The organism is Arthrobacter sp. 001422645 (genome assembly GCF_059816125.1).
Genome location: NZ_JCBANT010000002.1, coordinates 13198 through 25862, shown reverse-complemented (window position 1 = coordinate 25862; position 12665 = coordinate 13198). Strand labels below are relative to the sequence as shown.

The following is a 12665-nucleotide window of genomic DNA, read 5'->3' as shown; positions in this document are numbered from 1 at the left end:
CCTTGCCGGTCGGGATGGTCAGGCGGCGCCCACGATGTTGTATTCCGGGCCGAAGGGGAACTTGGTGATGTTCTCGGCCCCGTCCTCGCCGACCACCAGGATGTCGTGCTCGCGGTAGCCGCCGGCGCCGGGCTGTCCGTCCAGCACGGTGATCATTGGTTCCATGGAGACCACCATGCCCGGTTCCAGCACGGTGTCGATGTCCTCGCGGAGCTCGAGTCCGGCCTCCCGGCCGTAGTAGTGGCTGAGGACGCCGAAGGAGTGACCATACCCGAAGGTCCGGTTGGCCAGCAGTCCGTGGCCCACGTAGATCTCATTCAGTTCAGCGGCGATGTCCTTGCAGACCGCACCCGGCTTGATGAGTTCAAGGCCGCGCTTGTGGACTTCGACGTTGATGTTCCACAGCTCGAGCGAGCGCGCATCGGGCTCGCCGTAGAACAGGGTGCGCTCCAGGGCCGTGTAGTAGCCGGAGGTCATGGGAAAGCAGTTCAGGGACAGGATGTCGTGTTCCTGGATCTTGCGGGTGGTGGCCCAGTTGTGGGCGCCGTCGGTGTTGATGCCGGACTGGAACCAGACCCAGGTGTCGCGGATTTCCGAGTTCGGGAAGGTCCGGGCGATTTCGTGGACCATCGCTTCAGTGCCGATCAGGGCGACCTCGTATTCGGTGATCCCGGCGGTGATGGCGTTGCGGATGGCCTCGCCGCCCAGATCACCGATGCGGGCCCCGTGCTTGATGACCTCGATCTCTTCGGCCGATTTGATCATCCGCTGGCGCATGGCGGCCTGGGCGACGTCCACCAGGGTGGCCGACTCAAACGCCGCCCGGATCTTGTTGCGGTTGTCCAGCGGGAGCGAATCATCTTCGACGCCGATCCGGCGCGGGTTAATGCCGCGGGTGCGCAGCACCTCCTGGATGGCGAAGATGTAGTTGTCGCGGCGCCAGTCCGTGTAGACCACGTTGTCGCCGTAGCTGCGGCGCCAAGGCATGCCGGCGTCGATGTTGGCCGTGACAGTCACGGTGTCATCCTTGGTGACCACCATGGCGTAGGAGCGGCCGAAGTAGGTGAAAAGGAAGTCGGAGTAGTACTTGATGGAGTGGTAGCTCGTCAGGACGACGGCGTCCAGGCTCTTCTCCGCCATGATCCGGCGCAGGCCGGACAGCCGGCGCTCAAACTCGGCATCGGAGAACGTGAGGCTGACCTTCTTGCCGTTGTTCAGGACCTTGAGGCGCTCCAGCTCGGCGATGGACGAAGCGTTGTCGGATGTAGTGATGGTCATTTTGGTGGTGCCTTTCTTCGATGATTTCTTCAGGGGGAAAGTTGGAACGGGTTGTTTTACCCGTGGGTCAGTGGTTCCTTGCTGGTCTCGCGGGAAAGTGCGACTGCAATCAGGGAAATGATTGCGGCCGCGACCAGGTACCAGGCCGGAGCAAGGTCGTTGCCCGTGGCGGCGATCAGGAGGGTGGCCATGAAGGGCGCGGTGCCGCCGAAAAGCGCGTTGGAGAGGTTGAAGCTGACCGCGAAGCCGCTGTAGCGGACACGGGTGGGGAACATTTCCGCGAGGAAGCTGGGCAGAGTGCCGTCATTGAGGGTGAGCATGGCGCCCAGCAGGATCTGGACCAGGACGATGACGAGGAAGCTTCCAGTTCCCAGCAGGGCGAAGGCGGGCACGGTCAGCACGATGAAGCTGATGGATGCGGCGATGAGCACCTTCTTGCGGCCGTAGCGGTCTGAGAGCATTCCGGTGAGGAAAATGAATCCGATGTACGTCAACAGCGCGATGGTGGTTGCGAGGAAGGATTCGGTTGCCCCGAGGCCAAGCTCGGAGGACAGGTAGGTCGGCATGTAGCTGAGGATCACGTAGAAGCCGACGGCGTTGAGCAGCACCGCGCCGACGGCCTTCAGCAGCAGCCGCCAGTGATTGCGGAAGAGCCCGAAAACGGGGGCCTTAATGGTCTGGTCCTCTGCTGCGAGCTCTCGGAATACAGGCGTGTCTTCGAGCTTGGTGCGGATGTAGCGCCCGATCAGGCCCATCGGGGCCGCAAGGAGGAAAGGCAGACGCCACCCCCAGCTCTGCATCGCCTCGGAGCTGAGCAGAGTGGTCAGCAGGCCCGCGAGCAGGGAGCCCAGAAGCAGGCCCGCCGCGGTGCTTGCCGGCACGACGGCTGCGTAGAGGCCGCGCTTGTTGGCGGGGGCGTACTCCACGAGGAATGCGGAGGCGCCGGCGTATTCACCGGAGGCTGAGAAGCCCTGGGCGACGCGGATGATCAGGAGCAGGATCGGAGCCCAGATGCCGATCGTGTCGTAGCCCGGAATCAGCGCGATGCAGAACGTCGCTCCGGACATGATCAGGATGGACAGGGAAAGGGCAGTCCGGCGCCCGACGCGGTCTCCGATGTGGCCCCACACGAAGCCTCCGAGGGGCCGGACCAGGAACGAGATCGCAAACAGAGCGAAGGTGAGCAGAAGCCCGGTCTGGGGATCTGACTCGGGGAAGAATACCGCCGCGATAGTAACGGCCAGGTAGCCGTACACGGCGTAGTCAAACCACTCCACAAAATTTCCGATAAAGCTCGCCGCGATCACCCGGCGGCGCGTTTCCTTGCTGACGCCGTCGCCAGGGTCTGCTGGGCCGTTCAACGTTGATTGGGCGGACGAACTACCGCCATGCCCGCTATTCGACTCCGGGCCGCTCGGTCCCGCAAGTGTGGCGGGGGAGGAAGTTTCGTTACTCATGTATCCACCAAAGGTTTTGGGGTTGCATTCAGTGCAACGCTGTTGCACTAGATTAGGCGTGACGTGAGACACAGTCAATGCTTTTGTATTTCCGAACCGCAAATTAAAGGCAGCGGCGGCGGCTCCCCAGGGGTTACGAGCGAGCGAGCCGACGTGAAATCCGTTGCACTGAACGAAACATGGTTGCAGCGTCGGGGAAGGTGCCTACGGGAGCGTCATGTCCGCCTTGGCCTCGTACACGGGGAGTGTGGCTCGGCCGTGCCTCACTGAAGGTCCCAGCGCATCAGCACGCGGGGAAAGCCGTTGAGCACGGAGTCGGTGCCGGAAACCATGATGAACCCAGCCTCTTCGAAGAGCTTCCGGGTTCCCACGTAGGCCATGGTGAGGTCCACGTGGTGGCCCTGATTGTCCACCGGGTAGCCTTCGATGGCCGGCGCGCCGTAGCTGCGGGCGAAGTCGACGGCGCCCTTCAACAGCTGATGGGAGATTCCCCTGCCGCGATGCCCGGGCCGCACCCGGATGCACCACACAGACCACACGTCGAGGTCGTCCACGTGGGGGATCTTGCGGTTGCGGGCAAAGCTGGTGTCGGCGCGCGGATGGACAGCCGCCCAGCCCACCACCTCACCGCCGTCGTACGCGAGCACTCCGGGCGGCGGGTCCTGGCCCGTCAACTGCCTGACCAGTTCCCCGCGCTCCGGGCCGCGCAACTCCAGGTTCTGCTTGGAGGGGATGCGGTAGCTCAGGCACCAGCACACGTTGGCATCGGGCCGTTTGGGGCCCACTACTGCCTCTACATCCCCGAACTGAGTCGCCGGACGGACTTCGATGGCCATTGCGCAGAGTCCTCTCGTTTCCGATTCCGATTCTGCGCCCGACACAGGCCTCGCGCCTAGAGCACCTTCCGGATGGTCTCTTCGAAGCTCGTGACGTGGTGCAGAGCCAGTTCGGCCGCCTTGGTCGGCGTCCCCCGGGGCCACCGCCTTGAGCAGCTCCACGTGCTCGGTGATGTGGCCGCTCACCGAGGGCACCTTGTCCAGGACGAGGCACAAGATGCGTGCGTTTGCCCGGGTGGCCGCGCGGCGCGTCGCCAGCGGCTCGAGCAGCTCCCGGATCTCAGAGACGTCGGCCAGTTCCGTGAAATCCACATTGGTGGCGTCACGCGCCGTTCCATCCGGGGCGGCGCCGTGGCACACTGGGAAAACTATCGAGTGGCCGGGGGGGGAATCCGAGTCAGGAGATTGTCATGGGCATTCTGATGCACCCCCACTCTTCGTGCCGCCGATTGGCGGTGAGCACCACATGATGATCGGCTGGGCCTACCTTATGGCCGCGATCATGACCATTGACGCGCTCCTGCTGGGGCTGCTGCTGTTCAACGCGAAGTGGCCGAAGCGCTGGAAGAAGAACAGCTAAAGCCACATTCGGCGAAGGCCCGGCTCCCCCGCGCCTCAGGCGGTCGGGGCCAGCTCGGCAGCCGGCACCACCACGGCCCCGGTCGCGGTCGAATCCGGGTTCAGCATCCAACCGACCCGCTTGGCAGTGTTGAGCACCACCACGCTTTCCACGAGCTCGATTCCGGGGATCCGCTGCTGGAGTGCCTGTTCGGCGTTGAGGACCTCCGCCAGGGAATGCAGCCACATCAGGATCACGAAGTTGGTGCGGCCGGTGGTGGACGCAGTGAGCCTCACGTTGCGGAAACTGCGCAGCTCGGCGGCGGCCGCTTCGTGCTGTCCCGGCGGAACGTTGGCGAACCACTGGCAGCTGACCGGAAACCCCGAGTACTTCTGGGCGATTTCACACCGGAACGACAGAACCCGACTGGCCAGAACCCGGTTCAGCTGGCGCTGGACCGTGGCGGGGCTGCGTCCCAGGGCGCGGGCAATATCCGCAGCCGCCGCACGCCCGTCCCTGGCCAGGAACGGGATCAGGTCCAGGTGACTCTGAGGCAACGGCGCACCCTGGTGTGCAGGGGTTGCCGGGCCGGCCGCTTCGGGCCCGGCCAGGGCCTGAAGGGCGGCCAGCTGCGATTTGTCCAGGACGTTGAGCCGCCACGCGTACCCGCCGGAGTGCAGCCGGGTGCACAGCGCCGTCTGGTACTTGGTCAGGCCCGGGATCTCCTTGAGCTGCTCCACGACGATGTCGCTGAACCGTGACAGCGTGGGAGTGATGACGGTCAGCATGAGGTCGCGGTTGCTGGCCGCTTCTTCCACTGTGACCACTTCCGGGATGGCTGCCAGCGCGGCCGTCACCTCGGCCCGCAGCCTCATGTCGCAGTCCACATCAACCAGCGCCAGGCACATCTGCTTCGGGTCGCCCATCAGGTGAGCGGTGCTCCAGGCTGCACCGGAGGCCCTGAGCCGTTCCCAGCGGGCAGCCAGGGTGGTCGCGTGGACGCCCAGAATGCCGGCGGCATCCGACCAGCTGATCCGCGGCGCGATCTGCAGTGCATTGATGAGCCTGAGGTCTTCCTCGCTGATCTCCACCGGGCCCCCGCTGTCACTGAATGATTCCTGCTCTAACTATCCTAGTTTTGCATTTTTCCAGCCATTCCTCCAGCTGTGACACCAGTCACTCCACAATGGTTGTAAGGCACCTACCAACCGTTCGGAAAGAGGGAAACATATGTCGGTCACCGCCGATGCCAGGGAACTCCAGAGCCACATCATCCGGCTGCGCCACGAGTTGCATCAGGAACCGGAGATCGGCCTTCACCTCCCGCGCACCCAGGAGAAAGTTCTCAAGGCCCTCGACGGCCTGCCGTACGAAATCACCCTCGGCGAAACCACGACGTCGGTCACCGCAGTTCTGCGCGGCGGCGCACCGCACACTTCAGCCGACAAACCCGTGGTCCTGCTGCGCGCGGACATGGATGGCCTTCCCGTCCAGGAACGCACCGGCGTCGACTTCACCTCCCGGATCGACGGTGCCATGCACGCCTGCGGCCACGATCTCCACACCTCGATGCTGGCTGGGGCGGCCACCTTGCTCGCCGAACGCCGCGGGCAGCTGGCCGGCGACGTCGTGCTGATGTTCCAGCCCGGCGAGGAGGGCCACGACGGCGCGGGCCACATGATCCGCGAGGGGGTCCTGGATGCCGCGGGCCGCCGCGCGGACGCCGCCTACGGCATGCACGTGTTCTCCTCCCTGGAGCCGTACGGCCAGTTCGCCACCAAGCCCGGGGTGATGCTCAGCGCCTCGGACGGGCTGTTTGTCACCATCCTGGGCGCCGGGGGCCACGGCTCCGCCCCCCACACGGCCAAGGACCCCGTCACCGCAGCCGCCGAAATGGTGACCGCCCTGCAGGTCATGATCACTCGGCAGTTCAACATGTTCGACCCCGTCGTCCTGACCGTCGGCGTCCTGCGGGCCGGCACCGCACGCAACGTCATCCCCGAAACGGCACGCATCGAAGCGACCGTCCGAACGTTCTCCCACGCCTCCCGCGAACGGATGATGACCGCCGTCCCCACCCTCCTGAAGGGCATCGCCCACGCCCACGGCCTGGAGGTGGACGTCGAATACCGTCCCGAATATCCGCTGAGCATCACGGACGAAAACGAGACCCTCACTGCGGAGAAGACCATCCAGAACCTGTTTGGCGAGTCCAGGCTGACGCGTTGGGCCACGCCGCTCAGCGGATCCGAGGACTTCTCCCGGGTGATGGACGAGGTGCCCGGCACCTTTATCGGACTCAGTGCCGTCGCCCCCGGAGCGGACCACACCGCCACCGCGTTCAACCACTCCCCCTACGCCACGTTCGACGACGGCGTCCTCACCGACGGCGCGGCGCTGTACGCGGAGCTCGCCATTTCCCGGATCGCAGCACTGGCGGCCGGCCACCCCTCGCCCCTCGCTTCATAGCCCTAGATCTTTCGGAGAAATCATGACCACCATCATTGACCCGCAGCTAGCCCACCGGGCGGCCACGCGGAAGACGCTCCTCGGCACCGGCATCGGGAACGCCGTCGAATGGTACGACTGGGCCATCTACGCCACGTTCACGCCGTTCATCGCCAGCCAGCTGTTCAGCAAGGCGGATCCCGCCTCGGCGGTGCTGGCAACGCTGGCGATCTTCGCCGTCGGCTTTGTGGCGCGTCCGGTCGGGGGCTTCCTGTTCGGCTGGATCGGCGATCGGGTGGGCCGCAAGACCTCTATGACGCTCGCCGTCGGCCTCGCGTCGCTGGGCAGCCTCATGATCGGCGTCGCGCCGTCCTTCGCCACCATCGGCGTCTGGGCGTCACTGATGCTCCTGGTCGCCCGGCTGATCCAGGGCCTGGCCCACGGCGGCGAGCTGCCGTCGTCGCAGACGTACCTCTCCGAGGTGGCCCCGAAAGAGAAGCGCGGGCTGTGGGCCACCCTGATCTACACCTCGGGCACGGTGGGAATCCTGGCCGGCACCCTGCTGGGCGCCATTCTCAACATGACGCTGAGCACCGAGGCCATGAATGACTGGGGCTGGCGTGTGCCCTTCCTGGTCGGCGCCGCCATGGGCCTGTACGCGTTGATCATGCGCTCCAAGCTGCACGAGACCGAGGCCTTCGAAGGCGAAACGGCTTCCGAGAAGCGCGCGCCGATCTGGCCGCAGATCGTGAAGCACCGCAAGCAGGCCCTCCAGGTCATCGGGCTGACGGTGGGCCTGACGGTGATCTACTACATCTGGGGCGTTGTGGCCCCGAGCTACGCCGCCACCACCCTGAAGATCGATCGCGGGGAAACCCTCTGGGCCAGCGTGATCGCCAACATCGTGTTCATTGCCGCCCTGCCCGTCTGGGGCAAGCTGTCCGACCGGATCGGCCGCAAAAAGGTCCTTTGGGCCGGCGCCGCCGGCAGTGCCGTCATGCACTTCCCCATGACTTGGCTGCTGAAGGATTCAGCCTGGCAGCTGGCCGTGGCCATGTCAGTCATGCTGATCTTCATCGCCGCCAGCGCCGCGATTGTTCCGGCCGTCTACGCGGAACTGTTCCCTACCAGCATCCGGACCATCGGCGTCGGCGTCCCGTACTCCATCTGCGTGGCCGTGTTCGGCGGGACCGCCCCGTACCTGCAGACCTGGCTCGGCACCCTCGGCCTCGCCAACGTGTTCAACGTGTACGCCGTAGTGCTGCTGCTGGTCAGCGCGCTGTTCGTCTTCACCATCCCGGAGACGAAAGGCAAGGACCTGACGCACTAGTTGCAACGGCTCGTCCGGGCCGTTCCGGACTCCACGAAGTGCCCCCTACCTTTGCAGGCCAGGGGGCACTTCGCGGGTTGAAGGCCAATTTCCCTGAAGACTTTCAGCGACTGCGGGGTGTCTCTCCGTTGCCCACAGCTTCAATCCAGTCCACGGCTTCGTCCGAAAAATGGAACCCTGAGGGCCCGTTTTCCCCCACCCACCAGTCGCCGGATGCTACAGACCCGCCAGCATCCGCAATCTCAACGAGCGTCTCGGCCGGAACTGCGTCGCCGTTGTTGTCAATCAGCCATTCCCGCGTTGAGGGATTCAGCTTCGGCCACCATTGCTCCATGCTCATGCCCGCAGTCTGTCATGCCCCGACAGCCGCTGATAGTCCGGCCGAACCAGCTACCGCGGCACCACGGTCACCGTGACGGAAGTTGACCGTATGCTGATCAGGAATCGGGACAACCAGCGTGCATGACCTCTTTGTGGATCCCGACGCGCGCCGGACCGGCGCGGGCCAAGCTCTGATGGACTATATCTTCGGATGGGCGGGGGCCCGGCCCCACGCTATGGTCCTTGACTGGCAGGCAAGCCCCTCCGCGGTTGCCTTCTACGAAGCGCTGGGCTTCCCGGCCGATCGCGTTGGGGACTTCCCCGACTATCCAGGTTTCACGCTGGACCTGCGCACCGGACCCCGGTGTGGTCGGCAGACGCCATGACCCACCGCATCGCAGTCGGCGCACTGGTCGGCCCGCTGGGCGTTCTGATGTGCCACCGGCGCCCATCATTGCAGTGGTACCCGGCCAAGTGGGATTTTCCTGGAGGCCACATCGAGGATGGCGAAACGGCCGGCGAGGCCCTGGCCCGGGAGCTCCTCGAAGAGGTCAATATCCGCATAGTCGTCCCCGAGGATGCGCCGACGTTCAGTATCCACGACAACCGCGGCGCAACCGACGGGTTGGCACTGTCCGGGTGGGTAATCACCGAGTGGTCAGGCGCTCCGGAGAACCTGGCCCGGGATGAACACGACGATATACGGTGGTTCACCCCAATCCAGGCCCTCGAACTCGACCTCGCACATCACGCTTACTTCGCCCTCCTGAAGCAGCTTTACCGGAGCACGCCCGCCCCGCGCCAGATGCAGGCGAAGTTCTTGCCTTGAACCGGTTTCAGGCGGCCTGCGCTGACAATTCGCCCTGCGGGTCGGCTCTCGCCACGACGCCCTCAACTTCTTCGCGGACGTTTGAATCCCCTCAGCTTCCCGTCACAGGCCCTCGATTCCGGGCAGCGGCGCCGAGCCCAGCTATAGCCTCCACCCTGCCGGAGTGCCAGTATGTTGAGAATCAGGCCCGGCGAGGGCGGCCCGGCTCCAGAAGGGATGGACGGTCATGACCTACATCTACAACTTCGGGGATGCGGGACCAGGTGACGTGGCCACGGCGGGCGGCAAGGGCGTGGGCCTGGGCGGCCTCGTTCAGGCCGGACTGCCGGTCCCTTCCGGGTTTGTGCTGAGCACCGCTGCCTATGCCGACTTTGTGGAAGCCAATCACCTTCAGGGCGGCATTCATGAGCTGGCTGCGCTGTCACCGACGGCGGCGCCACGGGACTACGAGGATGCCTCGAAGCGGATTCGTGCCCTGTTCAGCGGCGGAACCATGCCGGCAGCAATCGCAGGTGAACTCGGCGCCGCCTACGTGAAGCTGGGCAACGGGGATGCCGCCGTAGCGGTGCGCTCCTCAGCCACGGCGGAGGATCTCGCCTCGGCCAGCTTCGCCGGTCAGCAGGAAACCTTCCTAAACGTCCGCGGGGCGGAGGCCCTTGCCGCGGCCGTGACCGATTGCTGGGCTTCCCTGTGGACGGCGCGTGCCATGGCTTACCGGGCCCGTGAAGGCATCGGGCCGGACACGGTACGCCTCGCCGTCGTGGTTCAGCGGATGGTCGAGGCCGAGGCCGCCGGGGTGATGTTCACCGCCAATCCGGCCAACGGACGCCGCGACCAGACAGCTATCAGTGCCGCATGGGGCCTTGGCGAGTCCGTAGTCAGCGGAACGGTCACCACGGACGACGTCGTCGTCGAAGCGGGGACGGGCAGTGTGCTGTCGCGACGGACCGCTGACAAGGAGGTCATGACTGTCTACGCGGAGCACGGCACGCGGGAGCAGCCGGTGCCGGCGGCGCGCCGGCGCCAGCCCGTACTGGACGACCGGGCGGCGGCCGAGCTGGCCGGCTACGGAACACGGATTGCGGCGCATTTCGGGACGCCGCAGGACATCGAATGGGCACGGTCCGGTGGCGGGTTCTTCATCCTGCAATCCCGGCCCATCACCGCACTGCCCGAACCGGCCGCCGATATCCCGGACACGTGGACGGTGCCCTATCCGCACGGGCTCTACTTCCGGGCGAGCATCGTGGAACAGCTGCCCGACCCGCTCTCGCCGCTGTTCGCCGACATGATCGACGGCTCGGTGTCCCGGTCGCTGCGGGCACTGATGGCCGGCGCCGTCGGCAAGGACGTCATCCGCGAGGACGACGTCGGACTGCCCACCATTAACGGCTACGCCTATTACTACTACAGCAACTCGGGAATGTGGCGGGTGATGGGCAAGTCGCTGACCGCGATGCGCGCGCTGGCCCGCGGCAAGGCGCACATGGGAGTGGCCGGCTGGCGGGAATTCTCGCATCCCCGTTACGAGGAGGTGATCAAGGACTGGTCGGCGAAGCCCGTCGGGGAGCTCTCCGGCGAGGAACTGCTCGACGGGGTGCAGACGTTGCTGGACGCCGGTACTGTGTACTACACGGCCGTGCAGTCCATCATTCCGATCGCGGCCACCAGCGAAATCTCCTTCCGGGCCTATTACGACAAGTTTGTGCGCCGCGACGGGGATCCCCCCGCGCTGACGTTCCTCCTCGGCTACGACAGCGAACCCATCCGGACCGAGAAGTCGCTTTACGATCTCGCGGCCTGGGCACGGGAAGTTCCGGGGCTGGCCCAGGCGATCCTCACTGAACCCACCGCGGCACTGGCCGAGTCGCAGCGGACCGGGCTCCCGCCTGCCGGGGTGGACCCGGCCCTGTGGCAGCAATGGCATCCCCGCTTCCAGGAACACCTCGGCCGGTTCGGCCATGCGGTCTACAACCTGGACTTCGTCAGCCCGGTGCCGGCCGACGATCCCTCGCCGCTGTTGGAGACTGTCAAGTTTTACCTGCGGGGACACGGCAATGACCCGCACGAGCGCCAGCGGCTGTCGGCCGCCCGCCGGGAGGATGAAACGAGCCGAACGATCGCGCGGCTCGGGCCGAAACGCCGGACCGCGTTCCTCCGCCTGCTTCGGTGGGCACAAGGTGCGGCCCCGATCCGCGAGGATGCCCTGGCCGACGTCGGCCTGGCGTGGCCGCTGCTGCGGGGGATGCTCTTCGAGCTCGGTCGACGCCTGGTCGACTCGACTGTCATCGCCGAGCCCGCCGACGTCTTCTGGCTGCGCCACCGGGAGCTGCGCAGCGCCGTCGAGTTCGGGCTCGCGGGGGCGGGCACACAGGCGGCCGTGGCAATTACGGGGGCGGACAGGCCAGTCCGTGCCGGTGCCGTCGAAGAGCGCAAGATGCTGTGGCGGGGCCAGGCTAAGGCCGCGGCCCCGCAACTGCTGCCCGAGAGCCGGTGGATGGAGCGGGCCTTCGGCTCAATGATGCCGGCAGGGTCGCCGGACCAGCCCGGCGACATCATCAAAGGCGCCGGCGCCAGCTCGGGGCGGGTCAGCGCTCCTGCCCGCGTCCTGAGCGGACCTCAGGATTTCGCCGCGATGGTCCCGGGCGACGTCCTGGTCGCCCGCATCACCACTCCTGCCTGGACCTCTCTGTTCGCGATGGCCTCGGCCGTGGTCACCGACGTCGGCGGCCCGTTGAGCCACAGCTCCATCGTGGCCCGGGAGTACGGCATCCCTGCCGTGCTCGGCACCGGAGTCGCCACCCAACGGCTCACCAGCGGCCAACAGATCACCGTAGACGGAGACGCGGGCACTGTGACGACCGAGCGGCCACCTGTTACCCAGGGGCCGGGATCAGGGCACGCCAGTTAGCCGCCGTCGGGGTGCCGCATGGCCTGCACAACGGCGTCGCGCAGGGTGACGGCCAGGCCGCCGGGTCCGGCGAGTGTGCGCGTCCGCTCCTCTGCGCGGTTGATGCTCCATGCGTCAGAGCCGAGTCCACGGGTGATGTCCGCGAGGGTAACCGTGGCCTCGGCGGGAGGGTGATGCCCGTGACTATCCGCGGCGGCGTCGTGCAGATGCCCGACGATCAACAGGGTGCCGCCGGGGGCGACCCAATCGGCGATTCGTTCGTAAAAGGCCAGCTGCGGCATCGCGGGGTGCGCGTAGTTGGTGGTCACCAGGTCGAACCGGCGCCCCGGCTCCCACATCGTCAGGTCTGCCTCGACCCAGGCCAGCCTTCCGGACCCTGGCTGCGAGGCCACGCGCTCGGCTGCCTGCGCGAGAGCGGCGGCCGAGATGTCGGCGCCGGTCACCTGCCAGCCGTGCGCGGCCAGCCATGCTGCCTCTGCGCCCGTCCCGCAGCCGGCATCCAGCGCGGTGCCGGGGGCGAGACCGCTGGTTCCACTGGCGAGATAGGGGTTTGGGCCGCTCCCTGCCAAATCAGCCGGGGCAGCGTCGTGAGCCTGCTCCCAGTGCCCTTCCCAGTAATCCCTGTCGAAGCTGTGCGTCATCGGGCCACCACCACATCGGCCAACGCCGCTACCGTCCCTGCCATGTCGTACCCTT

At 66.2% G+C, this 12665-nt stretch carries 11 protein-coding genes and 1 pseudogene; 5 read left to right on the top strand and 7 right to left on the bottom strand.

Annotation, left to right across the window (positions count from 1 at the left end; translation table 11 throughout):
- Nucleotides 1-18: 18 nt before the first annotated feature.
- The 5 genes and pseudogenes from AC6EUH_RS03455 to AC6EUH_RS03435 all read right to left on the bottom strand — a co-directional run bounded on the left by AC6EUH_RS03455 (nucleotide 19) and on the right by AC6EUH_RS03435 (nucleotide 5221).
- Nucleotides 19-1278, bottom strand: coding sequence for an aminopeptidase P family protein (locus AC6EUH_RS03455; protein WP_499737811.1), 1260 nt, complete (start codon nucleotides 1276-1278; stop codon nucleotides 19-21).
- A 56-nt stretch (nucleotides 1279-1334) separates the two neighbouring features.
- A complete protein-coding gene (locus AC6EUH_RS03450; protein WP_499737810.1) occupies nucleotides 1335-2735 on the bottom strand; it encodes an MFS transporter in 1401 nt (466 codons plus the stop codon).
- Between the two features lie 263 nt (nucleotides 2736-2998).
- Nucleotides 2999-3571: a GNAT family N-acetyltransferase gene (locus tag AC6EUH_RS03445; RefSeq protein ID WP_499737809.1), complete on the bottom strand. Its 573-nt coding sequence runs from the start codon at nucleotides 3569-3571 to the stop codon at nucleotides 2999-3001.
- Nucleotides 3572-3627: 56 nt separating this feature from the next.
- A pseudogene (locus tag AC6EUH_RS03440) lies at nucleotides 3628-3892 on the bottom strand (GntR family transcriptional regulator); the annotation flags it as partial.
- Between the two features lie 294 nt (nucleotides 3893-4186).
- Nucleotides 4187-5221, bottom strand: coding sequence for an Lrp/AsnC family transcriptional regulator (locus AC6EUH_RS03435; RefSeq protein ID WP_056428533.1), 1035 nt, complete (start codon nucleotides 5219-5221; stop codon nucleotides 4187-4189).
- A gap of 139 nt (nucleotides 5222-5360) precedes the next feature.
- Here AC6EUH_RS03435 and AC6EUH_RS03430 point away from each other — a divergent pair, with 139 nt between their 5' ends.
- Together AC6EUH_RS03430 and AC6EUH_RS03425 are read left to right on the top strand one after the other, a co-directional pair.
- A complete protein-coding gene (locus tag AC6EUH_RS03430; RefSeq protein WP_056428535.1) occupies nucleotides 5361-6599 on the top strand; it encodes a M20 metallopeptidase family protein in 1239 nt (412 codons plus the stop codon).
- A gap of 22 nt (nucleotides 6600-6621) precedes the next feature.
- Nucleotides 6622-7908 carry an MFS transporter gene (locus AC6EUH_RS03425; RefSeq protein ID WP_499737808.1) on the top strand — a complete coding sequence of 429 codons (1287 nt, stop codon included), beginning with the start codon at nucleotides 6622-6624 and terminating at the stop codon, nucleotides 7906-7908.
- Between the two features lie 103 nt (nucleotides 7909-8011).
- Here the strand turns inward: AC6EUH_RS03425 and AC6EUH_RS03420 are convergent, their stop codons facing one another.
- Entirely contained in the window at nucleotides 8012-8248 is a 237-nt protein-coding gene (locus AC6EUH_RS03420) for a hypothetical protein (RefSeq protein ID WP_056428542.1), read from the bottom strand.
- A 118-nt stretch (nucleotides 8249-8366) separates the two neighbouring features.
- Here AC6EUH_RS03420 and AC6EUH_RS03415 point away from each other — a divergent pair, with 118 nt between their 5' ends.
- From AC6EUH_RS03415 to AC6EUH_RS03405, 3 genes are all read left to right on the top strand, one after another.
- Entirely contained in the window at nucleotides 8367-8615 is a 249-nt protein-coding gene (locus AC6EUH_RS03415; RefSeq protein ID WP_056428545.1) for a GNAT family N-acetyltransferase, read from the top strand.
- Nucleotides 8612-9058, top strand: coding sequence for an NUDIX domain-containing protein (locus AC6EUH_RS03410; RefSeq protein ID WP_499737807.1), 447 nt, complete (start codon nucleotides 8612-8614; stop codon nucleotides 9056-9058). Before AC6EUH_RS03415 ends, AC6EUH_RS03410 begins: the two co-directional genes overlap by 4 nt.
- A gap of 226 nt (nucleotides 9059-9284) precedes the next feature.
- Complete coding sequence (locus AC6EUH_RS03405) at nucleotides 9285-11969, top strand: PEP/pyruvate-binding domain-containing protein (protein ID WP_056428551.1); 2685 nt, start codon at nucleotides 9285-9287, stop codon at nucleotides 11967-11969.
- On the opposite strand, the gene AC6EUH_RS03400 is transcribed toward AC6EUH_RS03405, so the two are convergent.
- The gene (locus AC6EUH_RS03400) at nucleotides 11966-12610 is read right to left on the bottom strand and encodes a class I SAM-dependent methyltransferase (RefSeq protein WP_056428553.1); all 645 of its coding nucleotides are present in this window, start codon (nucleotides 12608-12610) and stop codon (nucleotides 11966-11968) included. The two genes, AC6EUH_RS03405 and AC6EUH_RS03400, sit on opposite strands and share 4 nt — an antisense overlap.
- Nucleotides 12611-12665 lie beyond the last annotated feature (55 nt).